The organism is Anaerobacillus sp. ABA4_114, from assembly GCF_056159065.1.
Genome location: NZ_JBSWUM010000001.1, coordinates 2,244,936 through 2,266,673, shown reverse-complemented (window position 1 = coordinate 2,266,673; position 21,738 = coordinate 2,244,936). Strand labels below are relative to the sequence as shown.

The following is a 21,738-nucleotide window of genomic DNA, read 5'->3' as shown; positions in this document are numbered from 1 at the left end:
AAAGGATGTCAATAAAGGGGGTTATGACATGGATCAGGAGTTAACGGTAAGGAAGGAACGACTTCAGCTACTCCTTCAGCAAATATCGTTTCCGGATAAGTTTGAAGAATTCTTTAAAGAAGGATATATCTCGAAACTAACAGTATACAAGGAAACGAGGAAGTGGCATTTCCACTTTCATTTACCTACAATCCTACCATTTCATATATATGAACTATTTCGAAGTCGATTGGTCGATGGGTTAAAGCATATCGCTACAGTTGACTTTTCGATTACGACAGATGGTGAAGCAACTGAAGAGCTAGCTTCTAGCTACTGGGAAAATGTAGTGGAACTCATGCAGGACCACTCCGCTTCCTTAACGGCACTATTGAAGAGTCAAACACCGAGAATCAATGGAAACAAGCTGCTCGTTCACGTTCGAAACGAGACGGAAGCAGCCATCGCAAAGAAGAAGCTAACAGGCCCATTAGCAGAGTGCTATGAAGCAGCTGGCTTTCCTAAATACATGCTAGAAATCGAAGTAAAAGAATCAAAGCAAGATTACGATAAGTTTATGGAGCAGAAGCAGCAAGAAGACCACTCCAAGATGATGGAAGCATTGATCGAAAAGCAAAAAGCTGATACAGCTGAAAGCAAAGGTCAGACGCCTGATACGCTCGTTATCGGCTATAAGATCAAGGAAGATCCTGTGCCGATCGAAACCATTCAAGATGAAGAGCGGAGAATCGCTGTTCAAGGTTATGTGTTCGATGCAGAAACGAAGGAGCTTCGAAGTGGTCGTACGCTCTTAACATTCAAAATTACAGATTACACGGATTCGATCTTAGTGAAGATGTTCTCTCGCGACAAAGAAGATGTGCCGATTCTTGAAGCGGTTCGAAAAGGAATTTGGGTAAAAGTGAGAGGCGGTATTCAAAACGATACGTTCGTTCGAGATCTCGTCATGATTGGAAACGACCTCACTCAAGTAACGCCGGAGCTTCGTAAAGATGAAGCACCTGAAGATGAGAAGCGTGTAGAACTGCATGCACATACACAGATGAGTCAAATGGATGCTGTGAGTTCTGTTGGTGATCTGATCAGTCAGGCTGCTAACTGGGGTCACCCGGCTATTGCGATTACGGACCATAACAACGTACAGTCGTTCCCTGATGCATACGCAGCGGGGAAGAAAAATGGTGTCAAAATCCTTTACGGATTAGAAGCTGATCTTGTTGATGACGGTGTTCCAATCGCATATAACGAAGCAGATCGAGATCTTGAATCAAGTACGTATATCGTATTTGACGTCGAGACGACAGGGTTATCCGCAGTTTATAATAAGATCATCGAGCTTGCAGCCGTTAAAGTGAAGGACGGAGAAATCGTCGATAAGTTTGAGCGATTCGCAAATCCTCATCATCCGCTATCGTCGACTACGATCGAACTTACTGGCATAACAGATGACATGGTGGAGAATGCACCTGAAATAGAGGACGTTTTAAAAGATTTTCATGAGTTTATCGGCGACGATATCCTCGTTGCTCATAACGCTAGTTTCGATATGGGGTTTCTGAACGTTGGGTTCCGAAATATTGGTTTAGGTGAAGCAAAAAATCCAGTTATCGATACGCTAGAGCTTGCGCGATTCTTGTTTCCAGAAATGAGAAACCACCGACTCAATACGCTTTGTAAGAAGTTTGATATCAACCTTACGCAACACCACCGGGCGATCTATGACGCGGAAGCGACAGGCTATCTGATGTGGAAGCTTTTGAAAGATGCGCTGGAAAGAGAAATTACAAACCATAACCAGCTTAATGAGAATATGGGGCAGACAGGATTCCAGCGAACAAGACCATCTCATACGATCATTCTAGCTAAAAACGATGTAGGACTAAAAAATCTTTTCAAACTTGTATCGCTTTCCCATCTCGACTACTTTTATCGGACAGCACGTATTCCAAGGTCAAAGCTTGAGAAGTATCGAGAAGGTCTATTGATCGGATCAGGGTGCGATAAAGGTGAAGTATTTGAAGGCATGATGCAAAAATCTCCTGAAGAGGTTGAGGAGATTGCAAAGTTTTACGACTATCTAGAAGTTCAGCCGCCTCAGAACTACATGCATCTTATTGAAAAAGAGCTTGTACAAGATGAAATGGCGTTAAGAGACATTATCGGAAATATCGTAAAGCTAGGAGAGAAATTAGATAAGCCAGTCGTTGCGACAGGGAATGTGCATTATTTGGACCCTCAAGATCACATCTATCGTAAGGTTCTGATCAAAGCACAAGCTGGTAATCCATTGAACAGACAGACGTTGCCTCAAGTTCATTTTAGAACGACGAACGAAATGCTCGACTGCTTCCATTTCCTTGGTTCAGAGAAAGCAAAAGAAATCGTGGTTGAAAAACCGCAGCATGTCGCGAGTCTTATCGATGACATCAAGCCGATCAAGGATGATCTTTTCACGCCTAAGATCGAAGGTGCAGATGAAGAGATGAGAAAGATGAGCTATGATCGGGCTAGAAGTATTTATGGTGATGAACTACCGACGATTGTTGAGGAAAGACTAGAAAAAGAGCTGAAAAGTATTATAGGTCACGGATTTGCGGTAATCTATTTGATCTCTCAAAAGCTAGTTAAAAAATCACTGGATGACGGATATCTCGTAGGCTCACGTGGGTCAGTCGGGTCATCATTCGTAGCAACGATGACGGAAATTACAGAAGTTAACCCATTGCCGCCTCATTACGTATGTCCGACGTGTAAAGAGTCCAAATTCTTCGATGACGGTTCCGTAGGCTCAGGGTTTGACCTTCCTGATAAAGAGTGTGATACGTGCGGCGTTCCGCTCATTAAGGATGGACATGATATTCCGTTTGAAACGTTCCTAGGATTCAAAGGGGATAAAGTACCCGATATCGACTTGAACTTCTCAGGTGAATATCAGCCGAGAGCACACAATTATACGAAAGAACTCTTTGGGGAAGACAACGTCTATCGAGCGGGAACCATCGGCACTGTCGCAGAAAAAACGGCATATGGATATGTGAAAGGGTACATGGGTGATAACGACCTCCATTTCAGAGGTGCTGAAATCGACCGACTCGTAGCAGGCTGTACAGGCGTCAAACGTACATCAGGTCAGCACCCTGGCGGAATCATCGTAGTACCAGATTACATGGACATCTACGACTTTTCACCGATACAATTTCCAGCTGACGATAAAACTTCCGCTTGGAAAACAACTCATTTTGACTTCCACTCGATCCACGACAATCTCTTGAAGCTCGATATTCTAGGACACGATGATCCTACCGTGATCAGAATGCTTCAAGATTTAAGTGGAATCGACCCGAAGACGATCCCGACTGATGACGCAGAAGTGATGAAGCTATTCAGTGGCACAGAATCGCTCGGAGTTACGCAAGATCAAATCATGTGTAAAACTGGAACGTACGGCATTCCTGAATTCGGTACGCGCTTCGTTCGACAAATGCTTGAAGACACGAAACCTAGTACGTTCTCAGAACTCGTACAGATCTCTGGTCTATCACACGGCACGGATGTATGGCTTGGGAATGCACAGGAGCTCATTCAGGCCGGTACATGTTCACTTAGTGAAGTGATCGGGTGTCGTGACGATATCATGGTGTACTTGATCTATAAAGGGCTCGAACCATCCCTTGCATTTAAGATCATGGAGTTCGTTCGTAAAGGGAAAGGTCTTCAAGAGGAATGGGTCAACGAAATGAAGAAGCACGATGTGCCGGATTGGTATATTGATTCTTGCTTGAAGATCAAATACATGTTCCCGAAAGCCCATGCGGCAGCATATGTCCTTATGGCGGTGAGGATCGCTTACTTCAAAGTGCATCATCCTATTCTTTTCTATGCTGCTTACTTCACAGTAAGAGCAGATGACTTTGATATCGATACGATGGTAAAGGGATCGAACGCAATCCGAGCGAGAATTGAAGAGATCAACGAAAAGGGTCTCGATGCTTCTCCGAAAGAGAAGAACCTACTCACTGTCCTTGAGATCGCGCTTGAAATGTCAGAGAGAGGTCTTCGTATGCAGAAAGTTGATCTCTACAGATCGAAGGCAACAGAGTTTATCGTAGATGGCGATTCTCTTATTCCTCCGTTCAACTCACTGCCTGGAGTGGGAACAAACGCTGCACTGAATATCGAAGCTTCAAAAGAGGATGGAGAATTCCTCTCGAAAGAAGATCTTCAACAGCGAAGTAAGATTTCAAAAACGGTCCTTGAGTATCTAGATGACCATGGCTGTCTAGAAGGGCTGCCAGATGCTAATCAGCTCAGTCTTTTCTAAAGGAAGCCGCGTTCTCTTCTTTGTTGAATTGGCTAAATGAGTATGGTATAGTAATTGTGGAAATACTAGTGAATACACACGCAGCGAAAGAGTGGGGCTAACCCACTCTTTCGTTTTCGATTGGGACCCTGCTTGACAGGATCAGAAAGGAGGACAACCAATGACTGAACATGTGATCACGGTTACAGAAGAACTAGTAAAACCAATAGCAGATGAAATGAACCTGGAACTTGTAGATGTAGAATTCACACAGGAGGGAAAGAACTGGTTTCTCCGTGTCTATATCGATTCTCCGCGGGGCGTTGATATCGAGGAATGCGGTGTTGTGAGCGAGAAATTAAGTGAGCAACTTGATAAGCAAGATCCGATCGAGCAACCATACTTCCTAGAAGTATCTTCGCCAGGTGCCGAGCGTCCACTTAAGAAACCATCCGATTTCGAGAAAGTGGTAGGTAAGCAAGTATACATTACAACCTATGAACCCATCGACGGCGAAAAGAGCTTTGAAGGTAAGCTTGTAAACTTTGATGGTGAGACGGTTGTCGTCGAGCAGAAGGTTAAAACAAGAACAATAACGGTAGAAGTACCTTATGACAAAGTGGCAAGCGCTAGGCTTGCAGTTGTTTTTTAATTAAAGGGGAGAATGAAAATGAATAGTAGTGATCTATTGGATGCACTGACCGTTCTTGAAAAGGAGAAGGGCATCAGTAAGGATATTATCGTGGAGGCAATCGAAGCAGCGTTGATCTCCGCTTATAAGCGTAATTTCCACCAGGCGCAAAATGTTAGAGTAGACTTCAATCAAGATACAGGGTCGATTCGTGTATTCGCACGTAAAGATGTTGTGGAAGAAGTTGAAGACTCCCGCTTAGAGATCTCTCTTGCAGATGCGAAGGATATGGATCCACAGTATGAAGTTGAAGATGTTGTTGAGATTGAAGTAACGCCTCGTAACTTCGGTAGAATTGCCGCTCAGACAGCGAAGCAGGTTGTCACTCAGCGAGTTCGTGAAGCTGAACGCGGCATTATTTTTAGTGAGTTTATCGAGCGTGAAGACGATATCATGACAGGTATCGTACAGCGTCAAGATCACCGCTTCATCTATGTTGACCTCGGTAGGATCGAAGCCCTTCTTCCAACTGGCGAACAGATGCCGAACGAAACATACAAATCGCATGATAGAATAAAAGTGTATGTTACAAAAGTTGAAAAAACGACAAAAGGACCACAGGTGATGGTTTCACGTACACACCCTGGTCTTTTGAAGCGTCTCTTCGAGCTTGAAGTACCAGAAATCTACGATGGTACTGTAGAAGTGAAGTCGATCTCCCGCGAAGCAGGCGATCGTTCAAAGATCTCTGTTCATGCAGAAGATCCTGAAATCGATCCGGTTGGCTCTTGTGTAGGCCAGCGTGGACAGCGAGTACAGGCGATCGTGAACGAATTGAAAGGCGAGAAAATCGATATCGTCCGCTGGTCAGAAGATATCGTTGAATACGTAGCAAACGCTCTAAGTCCTTCAAAAGTACTTAAAGTGAATGTTGATGAAGAGAATAAGATGACTCAGGTGATCGTACCTGATTATCAACTATCTCTAGCGATTGGAAAACGTGGTCAGAATGCACGTCTTGCTGCGAAACTAACAGGCTGGAAAATTGATATTAAGAGTCAGTCAGAAGCGGAAGAAGAAGGCATTTATACTGAAGATGACACTCCGCTCTTCGAAGAGGAAGAAACTGACTACGATAACGAATAGTAGGATCAGGAGAGGTGTCCATCGTGAAAAACCGTAAGATTCCGATGCGTAAGTGTGTAGCCTGTCAGGAAATGAAGCCAAAGAAAGAACTAGTACGCGTTGTCAGGTCTAAAGAAGGAGAAATAGCGATTGACCCGACTGGAAAGATGAACGGCCGTGGGGCATACCTCTGCAATAGTGAAGAGTGTTTTAAACTAGCTAGAAAAAAGAACGCACTCTCTGCACATCTTAAAGCAGAAGTTACAGATGACGTTTATCTCCATCTTGAAGAGTTACGTTCATGAGAGGAAATTGGGAATCACTTCTGGGACTTGCTCAACGTGCAGGCAAACTCGTATCGGGTGAAGAATTAGTAGTTAAGGAAATCCGACGAAAACATGCGAGACTCGTACTGTTAGCGGATGACGCATCCGACAATACAAAGAAGAAAATTACAGATAAAGCAACTACTTATGGAATCCCAGTATGTATTGTAGCAGGACGCTATGAACTCGGGCATGCGATCGGTAAAGCACAGCGAGTGACGATAGCCGTCACTGATGAAGGATTTGCAAAGAAACTTTTTGCTATTCTTGATCAATAACTCGGGGGTGAACGTATGAGTAAGATGCGAATTTATGAATATGCAAAGGAACACAATACAACAAGTAAGGATGTTATCGAAAAGTTAAAAAGCATGAATATAAAAGTCACGAATCACATGTCTGTGATCGACGATTCAACAGTGGAGAAGCTTAATAGCAATTCGAAACAATCCAAAAAGGGAAGCGACAAAAACAGTATGGAAAATAAAAACAACAGAAATAACCCAAAAGCAAACTCAAACCAAAAGAGCAACACAAATAAACCAAACAATGCACGTCGTGGTGGCAGACGCCCAAATCGTCGTGGCAAAGGACAACCACCTAAGAACACTGCAGCTCCAAGAAGATTGCCTGAAAAGGTAACGTTCATCGGTTCATTGACGGTTGGACAGCTTGCAGAGAAGCTTGGTAAAGATGCTTCTGAGATCATCAAGAAGCTTATGGGTCTTGGTGTAATGGCAACGATCAACCAGGAGCTCGATAAAGATACAATGGAACTTATTTGTGACGATTATGGCGTAAAAGTAGAAGAAGAAGAAATCTTTGAAATTACAGACCTTGATAATTATACAAAAGAAGATGATAGCGAGAAGCTTGTGGAGCGTCCTGCTGTCGTAACAATCATGGGTCACGTTGACCACGGTAAAACAACTCTACTAGATAGCATCCGTAACACGAAGGTAACGCAAGGTGAAGCTGGCGGAATCACACAGCACATCGGTGCTTACCAAATCGATAACAAAGACAAAAAGATCACTTTCTTAGATACACCTGGTCACGCAGCATTTACAACAATGCGTGCACGTGGTGCGAAAGTTACAGATATCGCAATCATCGTAGTAGCGGCAGATGACGGTATTATGCCTCAGACTGTCGAAGCGATTAACCATGCGAAAGCTGCAGAGGTGCCAATTATCGTTGCAGTTAATAAGATGGATAAAGAAGGTGCAAATCCTGACCGTGTCCTTCAGGAACTTACTGAGTATGAGCTAGTTCCAGAAGCATGGGGTGGAGACACGATCACTGTTAATCTTTCTGCGATCAAAGGGGAAGGAATCGATGAGCTCCTTGAAATGATCGTTCTAGTTTCTGAAGTAGAAGAATTCAAAGCGAACCCTGATAAGTTAGCTTCTGGATCTGTTATTGAAGCTCAGCTAGACAAAGGTCGTGGTGCAGTTGCAACACTTCTCGTACAAGAAGGTACGTTAAAAGTTGGAGATCCTGTCGTTGTCGGTAATACGTTCGGACGTGTGCGTGCAATGGTCAACGACCTTGGTAAGCGCGTGAAAACAGCTGAACCATCTACACCGGTTGAAATAACTGGACTTAGTGATGTTCCTCAAGCTGGAGACCGCTTCGTGGCATTTGAAGATGAAAAGCAGGCTCGCCAAGTAGGTGAAGCGCGTGCACAGCAACAAATTGAAGCACAGCGTAAAGAGTCTTCTAAGATGAATCTTGACGATCTATTTGAGAAGATCCAACAAGGTGATGTGAAAGACATCAACATCATCATTAAAGCAGATGTGCAAGGTTCCGTCGAAGCACTTGCAGGTTCTCTCAAGAAGATCGAAGTTGAAGGTGTTAAGATCAACATCATTCATACAGGTGTAGGTGCGATCACTGAATCTGACATCATCCTTGCTTCTGCTTCGAATGCGATCATTATCGGCTTCAGTGTACGTCCTGATAACAATGCGAAGAAAGTTGCAGATGCAGAGCAAGTTGATATTCGTCTTCACCGCGTAATTTATACAGCGATCGAAGAAATTGAATCAGCGATGAAAGGGATGCTTGATCCTGTCTATGAAGAAAAGGTCATCGGTCAAGCTGAAGTTCGTGAAACGTTCAAAGTTTCTAAAGTTGGTACGATCGCAGGTTCTTACGTGATTGAAGGTAAGATCACTAGAAACTCTGGCGTACGAGTAATCCGTGACGGCATCGTCGTTTTCGAAGGTGAAGTCGATACCTTGAAGCGTTTCAAAGATGATGCAAAAGAAGTTGCGAAAGGCTATGAGTGTGGTATTACACTTGCGAAGTTCAACGATGTGAAGGAAGGCGACATCATTGAAGCATTCGTAATGGAGGAAGTAAAACCTAAGTGATCGGCTACATTGAGTGCGAATGCATAATCTATGATGCGCAGTCACTTAAACAGAAAAGATCAGTGCTACAGTCGGTGATAAGCCGGCTGAAGCACTATAATTTAGCAGTTTCTGAGCTTGATAATCAGGATTTGTGGCAACGAACTGTGATAGGAATCGTAACGACTGCTTCTAGCAAGACAGCCTGTGAGCGGGAATTACAGAGAGCTATCGCATTGATCGATTCAAATCCTGACATTGAGCTTACCCGAACAACTTATGAATGGCTTTAGGAAGAAATGAGGTGTAACGATGAGCAATGTTCGCGCGCACCGCGTAGGTGAACAGATGAAGAAAGAACTTGGGGATATCATCAGCAGAAAGATAAAAGATCCTCGTGTAGGTTTCGTTACAGTAACAGCTGTTGAGGTTACAAACGACCTTCAACAAGCAACAGTATTCATTACTGTTTTAGGTGATGAAGAGAAGAAAGATGCTACTCTTAACGGTCTTGCAAAAGCGACAGGTTTTATTCGCTCAGAAATCGGAAAGAGAATTCGTCTTCGCAAAACACCTGAAATTTATTTCGAATTCGATGAATCCATCGATTACGGTAATAAAATAGAGAGACTTCTTGCGGATTTAAATCAATCTGATGAATAGAGAACGTTAGGATAGGCAGGAATGTCTATCCTTTCTCTATGTTTAGAAAGGAGGAAAAGTGATGGAAGGGATCTTACCATTAAAAAAACCTGCTGGGATGACGTCACATGACTGCGTTGCGAAAGTACGCAAAATTCTTATGACTAAGAAGGTAGGGCATACAGGAACGCTCGATCCTGCAGTTACGGGAGTGTTGCCGCTCTGTATTGGAAGAGCAACAAAGGTTGCACAGTATATGACGGATTTCTCTAAAACTTATGAAGCTGTTATTACTCTTGGCTATTCGACTTCTACTGAAGACGCAACTGGAGAGAAGATTGAAGAAAAAAGCATAACGACGAATTTCGAACCTAAGGAAATCACGTCTACTCTAGAAGCCTTCAAAGGAGAAATTGAACAAGTTCCACCGATGTATTCAGCGGTTAAAGTGAACGGAAAGCGACTGTACGAATATGCATTTGAAGGAAAAGTAGTCGAACGACCTTCACGTCATGTCACGATTCACGAAATCGAACGAACCGGAGAAATCGTCTATAAGGACGGTACAGTGGATATCCCTGTTCGAGTCGTATGTAGTAAAGGAACGTATATCAGAACGCTTGCTGTCGATATCGGAGCTTCCTTAGGATATCCGGCTCATATGTCATCATTAGTCAGGACTGCTTCTGGCCCATTTAAGCTCGAAGAATGTTTGACATTTGATGAGATTACACAGATGATAGAAGAAGAAACGTTAAGACTTTTTCCCCTGGAATATGCCCTTTCTTCTATGCCTTCTCTTACGGTAGACAAAGAGATGGAAGCGAAGCTACAAAATGGTTCGGTACTGCCTGAAGTTGAAGAGATGACAGATGAGCGACTCGTTATGTATAGTGAAGAAGGTAAAGCCATCGCCATTTATCAGAAACACCCAGAAAAGCCAGGGCTTATGAAACCTGAAAAAGTGTTCTCGAGATGAAGTTAGAAGGTGAAAGCTATGAAAACAATTTATTTATCTCATCCGCATTTTATTGAATCGAATAAACCATCTGTCATGGCGCTCGGGTATTTTGATGGGATTCACCGAGGTCATCAAAAGGTGATATCTACAGCGAAGAAAATCGCAGAGGAAAAAGGCGTTGCTTCCTCAGTCATGACGTTTTACCCTCATCCATCAGTCGTTCTTGGCAAGTCATCACCTCAAGTTGAAGCGATCACGCCGCTTGATGAGAAGATCGACCTGATCGACGAGATGGGAATCGACGTACTATATATTGTAAAGTTCGATACAACCATCGCAGGATTGACGCCACAGCAATTCGTTGATGACTATATCATCAATCTATCAGTGGTTCATGTCGTAGCTGGATTCGATTTTACATATGGCAGTAAAGGCAGAGGAACGATGGAGTCGATGCCATTCCATGCGCGTAATAAATTCGACCAGACGGTTATTGAAAAAGTGTCAAAGGATGATGAAAAAGTGAGCTCTACTCTAATCCGCTCTTATATTCGAGAAGGCGCAGTAGAAAACATCGAAGAAGTCTTAGGTCGTAGGTACGTGATTTCTGGGAATGTAATCAAAGGTGATCAGCGAGGCAGGACGATCGGATTTCCTACAGCAAACATTCAGCTTGATAACGAATACCTTGTTCCTGCAACTGGTGTATATGCTGTAAGGCTGAAACACGATGGCCAGTGGAGAAATGGCGTTTGCAACATAGGCTATAAACCTACTTTTTATGATGATGCACCAGACAAACCTTCTATAGAAGTTCATGTTTTTGATTTCGAAGAAGATTTGTATGGAAAAGAAGTTTCAGTCGAGTTTTACAAGAAGATACGTGGTGAAGTGAAATTTCCATCCGTTGACGCATTGATCGAACAGATTGGGAAAGATGCAGATCTCGCAAGAAAAATCCTAGAATAGATTCCTCTTGCATTTTACTACAAAAACATGTAGTCTAATATCTGTACGATATGTACACAACCTTTACTGGGCAATCGACTCTCCGACGTTTGCGCGGTAACAGGGGATTAAGAATTGAAGGAGGTGAAAAGGATGGCAATCACACAAGAGCGTAAGCAAGAGCTTATCACTAAGTTCAAAACTCACGAGAATGATACTGGTTCTCCAGAAGTTCAAATCGCTGTCCTAACTGAGGAAATTAACAATTTGAACGGTCATCTTCGTTTCCACAAGAAAGACCACCACTCTCGTCGCGGTCTTCTAAAGATGGTTGGTAAACGTCGTAACCTACTAACGTACCTTCGTAACAAGGACGTTACTCGTTACCGTGAACTAATCAAAGAACTTGGTCTACGTAGATAATGAGTTAAAAAGCGGGATTCTTTCCCGCTTTTTTATTAGGTTTAAAATACATAGATTTCGTCCTTTCTTTTTAGAAGATAAAAGGTTAGGGTATAATGTATACTAAAAGAAATGATTTTATAGGATGAGAGGAGTTCTCACAGTAATGGCACAAGATAAGCAAGTGTTTTCGATCGAGTGGGCTGGCCGCCAGCTGACTGTAGAAATCGGTCAATTGGCTAAACAGGCGAGCGGTGCAGCCATGATTCGTTATGGCGATACAGCTGTACTATCAACAGTAACAGGTTCGAAGGAACCAAAGGACCTTCCATTCTTCCCACTTACAGTTAACTATGAAGAAAGACTATATGCAGTCGGTAAGATTCCAGGAGGTTTCATTAAACGTGAAGGCCGTCCTAGTGAAAAGGCAATCTTAGCAAGCAGATTGATCGACCGCCCAATTCGTCCATTGTTCCCAGATGGTTTCCGTAATGAGGTACAGGTCGTAAGTACTGTAATGAGCGTTGATCAAGACTGCTCTTCTGAAATGGCAGCGATGTTCGGCTCATCTCTTTCTTTAGGTATCAGTGATCTACCATTCGATGGACCAATCGCTGGAGTTGTAATCGGACGCATCAACGGAGAGTTTGTCGTAAACCCTGGCGTTGAGCAGCTTGAAGAAAGTGATATCAACTTAACGGTTGCAGGAACAAAAGAAGCGATCAACATGGTAGAAGCAGGTGCAGATGAAGTTCCTGAAGAAACGATGCTTGAAGCGATCTTATTCGGACATCAGGAAATCAAACACCTGATTACGTTCCAAGAAGAAATCATTGAAGCTTGCGGAAAAGAAAAGCGTGAAGTCGTTCTGAAAAAAGCTGATGAAACGCTTGAAGCTGAACTTAGCGAAAAGTTTCTAGCTGACGTTAAAGAGGCAGTAAAAGTAGTTGAAAAGCATGCACGTCAAGAAGCGATCGATGAAGTAATGAATCGTGCTGTCGAAGCTTATGAAGACAATGAAGAAGTTCCTGAAGGTGAAGTAAGTTCGATCATGAATAGCTTCGTAAAACAGGAAGTTCGTCGCTTGATTCTTAAGGATAAAGTGAGACCTGATGGACGTGGTGTGGATGAAATTCGTCCACTAAACTCAGAAGTTGGCATTCTTCCAAGAACACACGGATCTGGATTGTTCACTAGAGGACAAACGCAAGCACTAAGTATTTGTACGCTAGGAGCTCTCGGTGATGTTCAAATCTTAGATGGTCTAGGAACAGAAGAATCCAAACGTTTCATGCATCATTATAACTTCCCTAAGTTCAGTGTTGGTGAAACTGGACCTATGAGAGGACCTGGTCGTCGTGAAATTGGACATGGTGCGCTAGGTGAGCGTGCGCTTGAACCTGCTATCCCAACTGAAAAAGACTTCCCATACACAATCCGTCTTGTTTCAGAAGTTCTTGAATCAAACGGATCTACATCTCAAGCAAGTATCTGCGCAAGTACACTTGCTATGATGGATGCGGGTGTACCGATCAAAGCACCTGTCGCTGGAATTGCAATGGGATTAGTAAGTGACGGAGAAGACGTAACCGTTCTGACTGATATTCAAGGCATGGAAGACGCACTAGGCGATATGGACTTTAAAGTTGCCGGAACGAAGCAAGGTGTAACGGCACTTCAAATGGATATTAAGATTTCAGGTATCAACGAAGATATCCTTCGTCAAGCACTTGAACAAGCTAGAAAAGGGCGTTTAGATATCCTTGAGAACATGATGAGTGCGATCAGCGAGCCACGTACTGAGCTATCTGCATATGCTCCGAAGATCTTAACGATGTCCATCAAACCAGATAAGATTCGTGACGTGATCGGACCAAGCGGGAAGATCATTAACAAGATTATCGAAGAGACTAACGTTAAGATCGATATCGAACAAGATGGTTCGATCTTCATCTCATCAACTGATCAAGAAATGAACGCAAAAGCGAAGAAGATCATCGAAGATCTTGTAAGAGAAGTAGAAGTAGGCGCAACTTACCTTGGTAAAGTTAAGCGTGTTGAGAAGTTCGGCGCATTTGTTGAACTCTTCCAAGGAAAAGAAGGTCTCGTTCATATTTCTGAACTCGCTGAAGAGCGTACGAACAAGGTTGAAGACGTTGTATCGATCGGCGATGAAGTAATGGTTAAAGTAAAAGAGATTGACAAGCAGGGACGCGTTAACCTTTCTCGCAAAGCATTATTGAAAGAAGCACGTGAAAGAGAAGAACAAAGTCAACAAAGCTAAGAATTCGGCTCAGCCGAATTCTTTTTTTATTTCAATTTAGTTTCTTTTCACACTAGTTCTAGGGCTTGCCTTTTTCACATAACCTTTGTACAAAAGGGGGTCATGTTGATGAAGAAAACCTGGATACACATTGTTGTATTTGTGATCATTCTGGCAATGACAGCAGAAACCATTCAAAACCCCTACACAACGATGTACTTAACTTCTCTAAAAGAGGAAGCAATCATGGTGAGTGGCAGTAACTCACTACATAATGAGATTTTAGAAGCGAAAGAAAAATACGATATAAAGCCGGTAAATGCCGTCGTCGATCGGGTATGGAAAGGCATTCCTGGGTACAATGGAGTAGAGGTAGAAGTAAAAGCATCTCTTGAAAAAATGCAAGGGAAGAAGTTTGACGAAGCGATGTTAGTTAAAAAAGAAATCGAGCCTGAAATCCAGCTAGAAGACCTGAAACCAGCACCTGTCTATAAAGGGAACCCAAACAAACCGATGGTGGCCTTGATGATCAACGTCGCATGGGGAGAAGAATTTTTACCAGACATGTTGAAGCATCTAAAGAAACATAATGTGCATGCTACATTTTTTCTTGATGGTTCCTGGGCTAAGAAAAATTCGGATCTTGTTCAAATGATTCATGAAGAAGGGCATGAAATAGGGAATCACGCTTATTCACATCCAGATTTGAAGCAAATGAATGATGCTGCTATTCAAAAGGAGCTCGAAGATACGAATAAAGTGATCGAAGCAGCAATCGATCAAAAGCCTGTCGTGTTCGCACCACCTAGTGGAAGCTACGCTTACAATAGCGTAGAAATCGCACATAAGCTCGGTATGCAAACGGTACTCTGGAGTGTTGACACGGTAGACTGGAAAAAACCATCACCTCATGTGATTACACAGAGAGTTCTTCAAAAGGTTCATGCAGGTGCTTTAGTTCTAATGCACCCTACAGAGCCAACAGAAAAAAGCTTGGAAGCAATGGTTAGGGGAATTAAAGATCGAGGCTATCACTTAGGTACGGTATCTCAAGTTTTGGATTCAAAACGAGTTTCGAAGATTCCATAAAATTGTTTCCAATCTGTTTTAATGATATAGTGTTTTTGGAACAGAATGACTAGGTTACATTACAGGAGGAACAAGCTTGATTAACAAAGTAACTTGTAAAAATGGAGTAAGAGTAGTATTAGAAAATATTCCGACCGTTCGATCAGTAGCTATAGGAATCTGGATCGGTACTGGATCTCGTTTTGAACCTAAAGAACTTAATGGAGTTTCTCACTTTCTTGAGCATATGTTTTTTAAAGGCACTGACAAGCGCAACGCAAAGGAAATTGCTGAATCATTCGATAGCATCGGTGGACAGGTGAACGCGTTCACTTCAAAAGAATACACGTGCTATTATGCGAAGGTTCTCGATGATCATTCTGAATATGCGTTAGATGTGCTAAGCGATATGTTTTTCAATTCACAGTTTGAAGCATCTGAGCTCGCGAAAGAGAAAAACGTTGTTTATGAGGAAATTAAGATGTATGAAGACACTCCTGATGACATCGTACACGATATTCTTAGTCAGGCGAGTTATGGGGACCACGAACTTGCGATGCCTATTCTAGGAACAGAAGAAACGTTAAAAGGATTCTCAGGCGACACGCTTCGAGAGTATATGCAAACTCATTACACACCTGACAACATCGTGATCTCGATCGCTGGTAATGTGGACAAATCGTTCATGGAAAAAGTGGAGAGAGCGTTCGAGAACTGGGAGACACCTGCAGGAAAACCAGAAGTTCAAGCACCGACGTTTGAACCTGGTCATATCGCTAGAAAGAAAGAAACAGAGCAGGCACATCTTTGTCTAGGGTATAAAGGGCTTCCGTTCGGAACAGACGACATTTATAGCTTGATCGTCATGAACAATGTGTTAGGCGGTAGCATGAGTAGTCGACTTTTCCAAGAAGTACGTGAAGAACAGGGTCTAGCTTACTCTGTGTTCTCCTATCACTCTGCATACCAAGATAGCGGGTTGCTAACGATTTATGCAGGTACAGCTCAAAATCAGCTAGATCGTCTTTACGAAACGATTCAGAACACGCTTTCTCAGTTCAAACAAGAAGGCATCACGACGAAAGAGCTTCAGAACTGTAAAGAACAGTTAAAAGGTAACTTGATGCTCAGCTTAGAAAGTACAAATAGTAGAATGAGTCGTAACGGTAAGAATGAACTTCTGCTAAATCAACATCGCACGCTTGATGATATCATTAAAAACATTGAAAACGTTGACCATGAAAAAGTGAACAACATGGTTCAGGCAACGTTTACAGACGATTTCTCTTCTTCTTTAATCAGTCCGAACGGATTGTTTCCAAAAGGCATGGAGAAGTGATTAGAAGCTGTCGAGTTTAACTCGGCAGCTTTTTTTCTGTCATCTGAAATCGACTCGTTTATCACGTCTTCTACATTCGCCTCAAACATAGACTATGGTAAGGATATCGCTCAGGGAGGGCTTCGAATGAGACTTAGTCAGTTGAGTGGAAAAGAGCTTGTGGACGTTGAAAAGGGGAAAAGGCTTGGCGTACTCGGGCAAACAGATTTACTATTCGATGAAACAAACGGATCTTTGAAGGCGCTGATCATCCCAAAAACATCATGGGGAGGACTAAAACGGACGGAAAACGCGATATCGATACCTTGGGAAAATATTCAAACGATCGGTCGAGATATGATCATTGTTCAAAATAAAAATGAAGGTAAAATTGAGCAAGATCGATAATTCACCAAGCGGGCATCAACCACATAGAATGTTGAGAAATTACAATAAATCCCCGTAGGTAGACGTGGAAAAAGAAAGGGGAGGAACGATGCTAACGAATCAACATATCGCAGTAATCGGCGGTGATGCCCGCCAGCTTGAAATCATTCGAAAGTTAACAGAGATGAACGCTGATTTATTTTTGATCGGCTTTGACCAGTTAGATCATGGATTCACAGGAGCAACAAAATGCTCGGTCGATGAAGTAGACCTTACGAAGCTCGATGCCATTGTCCTTCCAGTTGCCGGAACCAATATGGAAGGTGAAGTCGATAGTATTTTTTCTAATGAAAAAGTCGTATTGACTGCAGAGCACTTCAGTAAAACTCCTTCACACTGCGTTGTTTATAGTGGTATTAGTAATAGCCACCTCGAGGGGATGGCTATGAAAGCGTCAAGAAAACTCGTAAAATTATTCGAACGAGATGATATTGCAATATACAATTCGATTCCTACTGTAGAAGGAACGATCATGATGGTCATTCAGCATACTGATATTACGATCCACCAATCGAACATCGCTGTACTTGGACTTGGAAGGGTCGGGATGTCAGTAGCGCGATCATTCGATGCTCTCGGTGCAAACGTAAGCGTTGGAGCAAGAAAACCCGAACACCTTGCGAGAATAACGGAAATGGGGTTAAAACCGTTTCATTTATCATCGCTCGCTACTGAAGTTGCGAACATCGATGTGTGCATCAATACCGTTCCAGCTCAAATCGTTACGTCAGAGGTCATTTCCAAAATGCCGTCTCATACTCTGATTATCGATCTAGCATCCAAACCAGGCGGAACAGACTTTCGATTCGCAGAAAAACGGGGGATCAAAGCGCTATTAGCTCCAGGACTACCGGGAATTGTCGCTCCAAAAACAGCTGGGAAAATCATAGCCGGAGTTTTGACGCAGCTGCTTATTGAACAGCTTAAAGAAGGGGAGGAAAAGAATCCATGAGTTTGAAAGGAAAACACATTGGATTTGGTTTGACAGGATCTCATTGTACGTACGACGCTGTTGTTCCACAGATAGAAGAACTCGTGCAGTTAGGGGCGAAGGTAACGCCCTTTGTTTCTCATACCGTCACATCGACAAATACACGTTTTGGAGATGGAGAAGACTGGGTTTCTAAAATTGTAGAAATTACAGGTAATGAAGCGGTGGATTCGATTGTGAAAGCTGAGCCATTCGGTCCTAGGACTCCGTTAGATTGTATGGTAATTGCTCCGATTACGGGCAATTCCATCAGTAAATTTGCGAATGCTATGACAGACTCTCCTGTATTGATGGGAGCAAAAGCAACGTTAAGGAATGAGAAGCCAGTTGTTCTTGGAATTTCAACCAATGATGGACTCGGCTTGAATGGAACAAACATCCTTAGATTGATGTCGACTAAAAATATTTATTTCATTCCTTTTGGTCAAGATGATCCTGTTAAGAAACCAAATTCCCTTGTCGCAAGAATGACCTCACTGACTGAGACGATTGAGAATGCCATGAATGGAAAACAGTATCAGCCTGTCTTAGTCGAACGTTATTTAGATTAAAGAACAGTTTTTCTTTCTTTAAAACAGGTTTATGATAGAATAGAGAATAAAATCACCAGATCTTGAGGAGAAACGTAGGTTTCTCCTTCTGTTGTGCTGGGTATTGAATGATTGGAATATGGAAGGAGAATTATTAACATGAGCGTTAAACAATTTCACGTAGCAGTAGTTGGAGCAACAGGTGCAGTCGGACAACAAATGATTAAAACACTAGAAGAACGAGATTTTCCGATCTCGACCTTAACGCTCCTTTCATCATCACGTTCAGCTGGAACGAAAGTGTCATTTAAGGGCCAAGAAGTGACAGTTCAAGAAGCAAAACCTGAATCATTCATTGGCGTCGATCTGGCTTTATTTAGTGCAGGAGGCGGAATTTCAAAACAATTAGCACCTGCTGCAGTGAGGCATGGTGCGATTGTTGTTGATAACACGAGTGCATTCAGAATGAACGAAGATGTACCTCTCGTCGTACCAGAAGTTAATGAAAGAGATTTAAACGATCATAAAGGAATCATTGCCAACCCTAATTGCTCGACGATCCAGATGGTCGCAGCACTCGAGCCCTTGAAGCAAGCATACGGCCTAAACAAGATTATCGTATCCACATACCAAGCTGTAAGCGGTGCAGGAGCGAATGCGGTTACGGAAATGAAAGAACAGTCGAAAGCCGTATTAGAAGGTCAGGATCATACTCCTGAGTACCTACCAGTAAAAGGTGATAAGAAACATTATCCAATTGCGTTTAACGCAATTCCTCAAATAGATATGTTTGAAGAAAATGGATTTACTTTCGAAGAAATGAAAATGATAAACGAGACGAAGAAGATTATGCATGATGCTGAGCTTGAAGTAGCAGCGACATGTGTACGCCTACCGATTGAAACAGGTCACGCTGAATCCGTATACGTCGAGATTGAGAGCGATGATGTTTCAGTAGAGCAGATCAGAGAGCTATTGAGCAATGCGCCTGGTGTTACGCTTCAAGATGATCCAACGAATCAAGTATATCCGATGCCTGTCGATGCGGTTGGTAAACCAGATGTGTTCGTTGGACGCATAAGACAAGATCTTGACCGAAAAAATGGCTTTCATATGTGGATTGTCTCTGATAATCTACTGAAGGGGGCAGCGTGGAACTCGGTGCAAATCGCTGAAAGTCTTGCAGCCCTAAATATATTGAAATAGACTGAAGAAGGTGTGCGAAATGAAAGTCATCGTCCAGAAGTTTGGTGGCACTTCATTAAAAAGTGAAGACGGAAGAAATCGAGCAGTAAATCATATAAAAGATGCAGTTAAAGATGGATACAAAGTCGTCGTCGTTGTATCAGCTATGGGCCGATTCGGCGACCCGTATGCGACGGACACGCTGCTTGGACTGATAGGTGATCGTAATCGAAAAGTAACGTCAAGAGAATATGATCTACTCGTATCGTGCGGTGAAAGTATTTCATCTGTCGTGTTCTCTAACATGCTTCTTGAAGAAGGACTGAAAGCTACTGCTTATACAGGAGGGCAGGCTGGATTCATCACGACGGGTGAACATAGTAAAGCCCGGATTCTAGAGATGCGAACAGAGCGTTTATCTGAAGAGTTAAATACGATGGACGTTGTTGTCGTTACAGGCTTCCAAGGAATAACAGAAAAAGGAGATGTGACGACCCTTGGTAGAGGAGGAAGCGATACGTCAGCTGCAGCTTTAGGAGCGGCTCTTTCAGCTGAATGGGTAGATATCTTTACAGACGTAGAAGGAATCATGACAGCTGACCCTCGCCTAGTAGAGAAGGCACGTCCTCTTTCGATCGTCACATACAACGAAGTGTGCAACATGGCATATCAAGGGGCAAAGGTCATCCATCCTCGAGCAGTTGAAATTGCGATGCAATCCAAGGTTCCGATGAGGATTCGTTCAACTTACTCGTCTTCCACAGGAACGCTTGTAACTTCTATGAAGGGTAATCCTGCAGGAGAACAAGTTGTTGATCGGCTCATTACAGGAATCGCCCATGTGAATGGAGTTTCACAAATAAAAGTATTTGCCAAAGAAGGGCAATACGATTTACAGTCGAAAGTGTTTAAAGCAATGGCGATTGAAGGGATCAGTGTTGATTTCATCAACATAAGTCCAACAGGAGTCGTCTACACTGTCATGGAAGAAATGACGGAAAAAGCAGTGAAAACGTTAAACGATATGGGTTACGATCCTGTCGTCATCGAAAACTGTGCTAAAGTATCTGCAGTAGGAGCAGGAATGAGCGGAGTCCCAGGGGTTACCTCAAAAATCGTCGAGGCGTTAGCGGGGCAGAACATCGACATTCTACAATCTGCAGATTCACATACCACCATATGGGTTCTAGTAAAACAAAACGACCTTTCTGCAGCTGTGAACGCACTGCATGAAACGTTTTATCTACACTTAGAGCCAGGTACAGAAGAAGTAGAACAGATGATGGATCAGCGGTAACCCAGAAGCAAGGAGTGGGTAGAAAATGAATTTTGGAAAAGTACTTACAGCAATGGTGACGCCATTCGATCGTAAAGGATACGTGGATTTCACCAAAACAGAGCAGTTGATCAATTACCTGATTAAGAACGGCTCAGACGGTCTCGTGATAGCAGGTACTACTGGAGAATCACCAACGCTTTCTTCAGAAGAAAAGGTCGCGTTGTTCAAGCATTCAGTGAAAGCTTCTAACGGAAGAATTCCAATTATCGCAGGAACAGGAAGCAACAATACACATGCCACCATCGAACTTACGAAAAAGGCTGAAGATACGGGTGTCGATGCTGTTATGATCGTTTCTCCTTACTACAGCAAACCAGGTCAAAGAGGCCTATATGAGCATTTTAAAGCTGTAGCAGAGTCAACGAAGCTTCCAGTTATGATCTACAATATCCCAGGAAGATCAGTGGTCAACATGACGGCTGATACGATTGTAGAGCTATCAAAAATTGAGAACATCGTTTCAGTGAAAGAGGCTAGCGGTGATCTCGACCAAATCACAGATATCATTAGCCGTACAGATGATTCATTTTCTGTATATAGTGGTGACGACGGTCTTACACTTCCGATCGTATCAGTAGGCGGTGATGGTGTTGTTTCTGTCGCATCCCACATATTAGGTAATGAGATGCAAGAAATGATTAAAGCGTACCATGCAGGAGAAGTAAAGGAAGCAGCCGCAATTCATAGAAAGATCCTTCCAACTATGAATGAACTGTTCAAAGCTCCAAGCCCTTCTCCAGTTAAAACTGCACTACAGCTAAAAGGTTTAGATGTAGGAAGCGTTCGTCTACCGATGCTGCCTCTAACAGCAGAAGAACGTTCTTCACTAGCAGCAGTATTAAACAAATAAAGTTTGAAAGCAGACGCCCACGCGTCTGCTTTTCTTTTTGAATTGAAAAACA

The 21,738-nt window shown here is 42.9% G+C and carries 20 protein-coding genes; all 20 read left to right on the top strand.

All coding sequences use genetic code 11. The features are described 5' to 3' along the window. The first annotated feature begins 28 nt into the window (after nucleotides 1-28). Nucleotides 29-4,321, top strand: coding sequence for a PolC-type DNA polymerase III (locus ACXAEY_RS11455; RefSeq protein ID WP_474812086.1), 4,293 nt, complete (start codon nucleotides 29-31; stop codon nucleotides 4,319-4,321). Nucleotides 4,322-4,481: 160 nt separating this feature from the next. Next, the gene (gene rimP / locus ACXAEY_RS11450; protein ID WP_270181868.1) at nucleotides 4,482-4,952 is read left to right on the top strand and encodes a ribosome maturation factor RimP; all 471 of its coding nucleotides are present in this window, start codon (nucleotides 4,482-4,484) and stop codon (nucleotides 4,950-4,952) included. A gap of 18 nt (nucleotides 4,953-4,970) precedes the next feature. Beyond that, a complete protein-coding gene (gene nusA, locus ACXAEY_RS11445) occupies nucleotides 4,971-6,077 on the top strand; it encodes a transcription termination factor NusA (protein WP_270181869.1) in 1,107 nt (368 codons plus the stop codon). Between the two features lie 23 nt (nucleotides 6,078-6,100). Beyond that, complete coding sequence (rnpM, locus tag ACXAEY_RS11440) at nucleotides 6,101-6,361, top strand: RNase P modulator RnpM (protein ID WP_270181870.1); 261 nt, start codon at nucleotides 6,101-6,103, stop codon at nucleotides 6,359-6,361. Next, on the top strand, nucleotides 6,358-6,660 hold the full coding sequence (locus tag ACXAEY_RS11435) for a YlxQ family RNA-binding protein (protein ID WP_270181871.1): 303 nt from the start codon (nucleotides 6,358-6,360) through the stop codon (nucleotides 6,658-6,660). The genes rnpM and ACXAEY_RS11435 overlap by 4 nt, the downstream gene beginning before the upstream one ends. Before the next feature lie 15 nt (nucleotides 6,661-6,675). Further along, nucleotides 6,676-8,763: a translation initiation factor IF-2 gene (infB, locus tag ACXAEY_RS11430; RefSeq protein ID WP_270181872.1), complete on the top strand. Its 2,088-nt coding sequence runs from the start codon at nucleotides 6,676-6,678 to the stop codon at nucleotides 8,761-8,763. Further along, nucleotides 8,760-9,035 (top strand): DUF503 domain-containing protein, encoded by a 276-nt coding sequence (locus tag ACXAEY_RS11425; RefSeq protein ID WP_270181873.1) that lies wholly within the window; start codon nucleotides 8,760-8,762, stop codon nucleotides 9,033-9,035. Before infB ends, ACXAEY_RS11425 begins: the two co-directional genes overlap by 4 nt. Before the next feature lie 19 nt (nucleotides 9,036-9,054). After that, entirely contained in the window at nucleotides 9,055-9,405 is a 351-nt protein-coding gene (gene rbfA, locus ACXAEY_RS11420; RefSeq protein ID WP_270181874.1) for a 30S ribosome-binding factor RbfA, read from the top strand. Between the two features lie 58 nt (nucleotides 9,406-9,463). Continuing rightward, on the top strand, nucleotides 9,464-10,363 hold the full coding sequence (gene truB / locus ACXAEY_RS11415) for a tRNA pseudouridine(55) synthase TruB (protein ID WP_474812083.1): 900 nt from the start codon (nucleotides 9,464-9,466) through the stop codon (nucleotides 10,361-10,363). An 18-nt stretch (nucleotides 10,364-10,381) separates the two neighbouring features. After that, nucleotides 10,382-11,314 (top strand): bifunctional riboflavin kinase/FAD synthetase, encoded by a 933-nt coding sequence (ribF, locus tag ACXAEY_RS11410; protein ID WP_474812081.1) that lies wholly within the window; start codon nucleotides 10,382-10,384, stop codon nucleotides 11,312-11,314. Nucleotides 11,315-11,446: 132 nt separating this feature from the next. Next, complete coding sequence (gene rpsO / locus ACXAEY_RS11405; protein WP_270181877.1) at nucleotides 11,447-11,716, top strand: 30S ribosomal protein S15; 270 nt, start codon at nucleotides 11,447-11,449, stop codon at nucleotides 11,714-11,716. A 145-nt stretch (nucleotides 11,717-11,861) separates the two neighbouring features. Further along, complete coding sequence (locus tag ACXAEY_RS11400; protein WP_474812079.1) at nucleotides 11,862-13,979, top strand: polyribonucleotide nucleotidyltransferase; 2,118 nt, start codon at nucleotides 11,862-11,864, stop codon at nucleotides 13,977-13,979. A 108-nt stretch (nucleotides 13,980-14,087) separates the two neighbouring features. Beyond that, complete coding sequence (locus ACXAEY_RS11395) at nucleotides 14,088-15,047, top strand: polysaccharide deacetylase family protein (RefSeq protein WP_474812077.1); 960 nt, start codon at nucleotides 14,088-14,090, stop codon at nucleotides 15,045-15,047. Between the two features lie 76 nt (nucleotides 15,048-15,123). Next, nucleotides 15,124-16,365, top strand: coding sequence for a M16 family metallopeptidase (locus ACXAEY_RS11390; protein WP_270181880.1), 1,242 nt, complete (start codon nucleotides 15,124-15,126; stop codon nucleotides 16,363-16,365). 126 nt (nucleotides 16,366-16,491) lie between these two features. Further along, the gene (locus tag ACXAEY_RS11385) at nucleotides 16,492-16,752 is read left to right on the top strand and encodes a YlmC/YmxH family sporulation protein (RefSeq protein WP_270181881.1); all 261 of its coding nucleotides are present in this window, start codon (nucleotides 16,492-16,494) and stop codon (nucleotides 16,750-16,752) included. 88 nt (nucleotides 16,753-16,840) lie between these two features. Next, nucleotides 16,841-17,743, top strand: a complete 903-nt coding sequence (dpaA, locus tag ACXAEY_RS11380) for a dipicolinic acid synthetase subunit A (RefSeq protein WP_270181882.1) — start codon at nucleotides 16,841-16,843, stop codon at nucleotides 17,741-17,743. Then, the gene (locus tag ACXAEY_RS11375) at nucleotides 17,740-18,333 is read left to right on the top strand and encodes a dipicolinate synthase subunit B (protein ID WP_270181883.1); all 594 of its coding nucleotides are present in this window, start codon (nucleotides 17,740-17,742) and stop codon (nucleotides 18,331-18,333) included. The genes dpaA and ACXAEY_RS11375 overlap by 4 nt, the downstream gene beginning before the upstream one ends. 138 nt (nucleotides 18,334-18,471) lie before the next feature. Then, the gene (asd, locus tag ACXAEY_RS11370) at nucleotides 18,472-19,518 is read left to right on the top strand and encodes an aspartate-semialdehyde dehydrogenase (RefSeq protein ID WP_270181884.1); all 1,047 of its coding nucleotides are present in this window, start codon (nucleotides 18,472-18,474) and stop codon (nucleotides 19,516-19,518) included. A gap of 19 nt (nucleotides 19,519-19,537) precedes the next feature. Next, nucleotides 19,538-20,794: an aspartate kinase gene (gene dapG / locus ACXAEY_RS11365; protein ID WP_270181885.1), complete on the top strand. Its 1,257-nt coding sequence runs from the start codon at nucleotides 19,538-19,540 to the stop codon at nucleotides 20,792-20,794. A gap of 25 nt (nucleotides 20,795-20,819) precedes the next feature. After that, nucleotides 20,820-21,686: a 4-hydroxy-tetrahydrodipicolinate synthase gene (gene dapA / locus ACXAEY_RS11360; protein ID WP_270181886.1), complete on the top strand. Its 867-nt coding sequence runs from the start codon at nucleotides 20,820-20,822 to the stop codon at nucleotides 21,684-21,686. The last annotated feature ends 52 nt before the right edge of the window (nucleotides 21,687-21,738 follow it).

Excerpts from the sequence above, each read along its gene's own strand:
- ACXAEY_RS11455 (WP_474812086.1), top strand. The coding sequence starts at position 29 with ATGGATCAGGAGTTAACGGTAAGGAAGGAACGACTTCAGCTACTCCTT.
- rimP (WP_270181868.1), top strand. The coding sequence starts at position 4,482 with ATGACTGAACATGTGATCACGGTTACAGAAGAACTAGTAAAACCAATA.
- nusA (WP_270181869.1), top strand. The coding sequence starts at position 4,971 with ATGAATAGTAGTGATCTATTGGATGCACTGACCGTTCTTGAAAAGGAG.
- ACXAEY_RS11435 (WP_270181871.1), top strand. The coding sequence starts at position 6,358 with ATGAGAGGAAATTGGGAATCACTTCTGGGACTTGCTCAACGTGCAGGC.
- infB (WP_270181872.1), top strand. The coding sequence starts at position 6,676 with ATGAGTAAGATGCGAATTTATGAATATGCAAAGGAACACAATACAACA.
- rbfA (WP_270181874.1), top strand. The coding sequence starts at position 9,055 with ATGAGCAATGTTCGCGCGCACCGCGTAGGTGAACAGATGAAGAAAGAA.
- ribF (WP_474812081.1), top strand. The coding sequence starts at position 10,382 with ATGAAAACAATTTATTTATCTCATCCGCATTTTATTGAATCGAATAAA.
- rpsO (WP_270181877.1), top strand. The coding sequence starts at position 11,447 with ATGGCAATCACACAAGAGCGTAAGCAAGAGCTTATCACTAAGTTCAAA.
- ACXAEY_RS11400 (WP_474812079.1), top strand. The coding sequence starts at position 11,862 with ATGGCACAAGATAAGCAAGTGTTTTCGATCGAGTGGGCTGGCCGCCAG.
- ACXAEY_RS11395 (WP_474812077.1), top strand. The coding sequence starts at position 14,088 with ATGAAGAAAACCTGGATACACATTGTTGTATTTGTGATCATTCTGGCA.
- ACXAEY_RS11385 (WP_270181881.1), top strand. The coding sequence starts at position 16,492 with ATGAGACTTAGTCAGTTGAGTGGAAAAGAGCTTGTGGACGTTGAAAAG.
- dpaA (WP_270181882.1), top strand. The coding sequence starts at position 16,841 with ATGCTAACGAATCAACATATCGCAGTAATCGGCGGTGATGCCCGCCAG.
- ACXAEY_RS11375 (WP_270181883.1), top strand. The coding sequence starts at position 17,740 with ATGAGTTTGAAAGGAAAACACATTGGATTTGGTTTGACAGGATCTCAT.
- asd (WP_270181884.1), top strand. The coding sequence starts at position 18,472 with ATGAGCGTTAAACAATTTCACGTAGCAGTAGTTGGAGCAACAGGTGCA.
- dapG (WP_270181885.1), top strand. The coding sequence starts at position 19,538 with ATGAAAGTCATCGTCCAGAAGTTTGGTGGCACTTCATTAAAAAGTGAA.
- dapA (WP_270181886.1), top strand. The coding sequence starts at position 20,820 with ATGAATTTTGGAAAAGTACTTACAGCAATGGTGACGCCATTCGATCGT.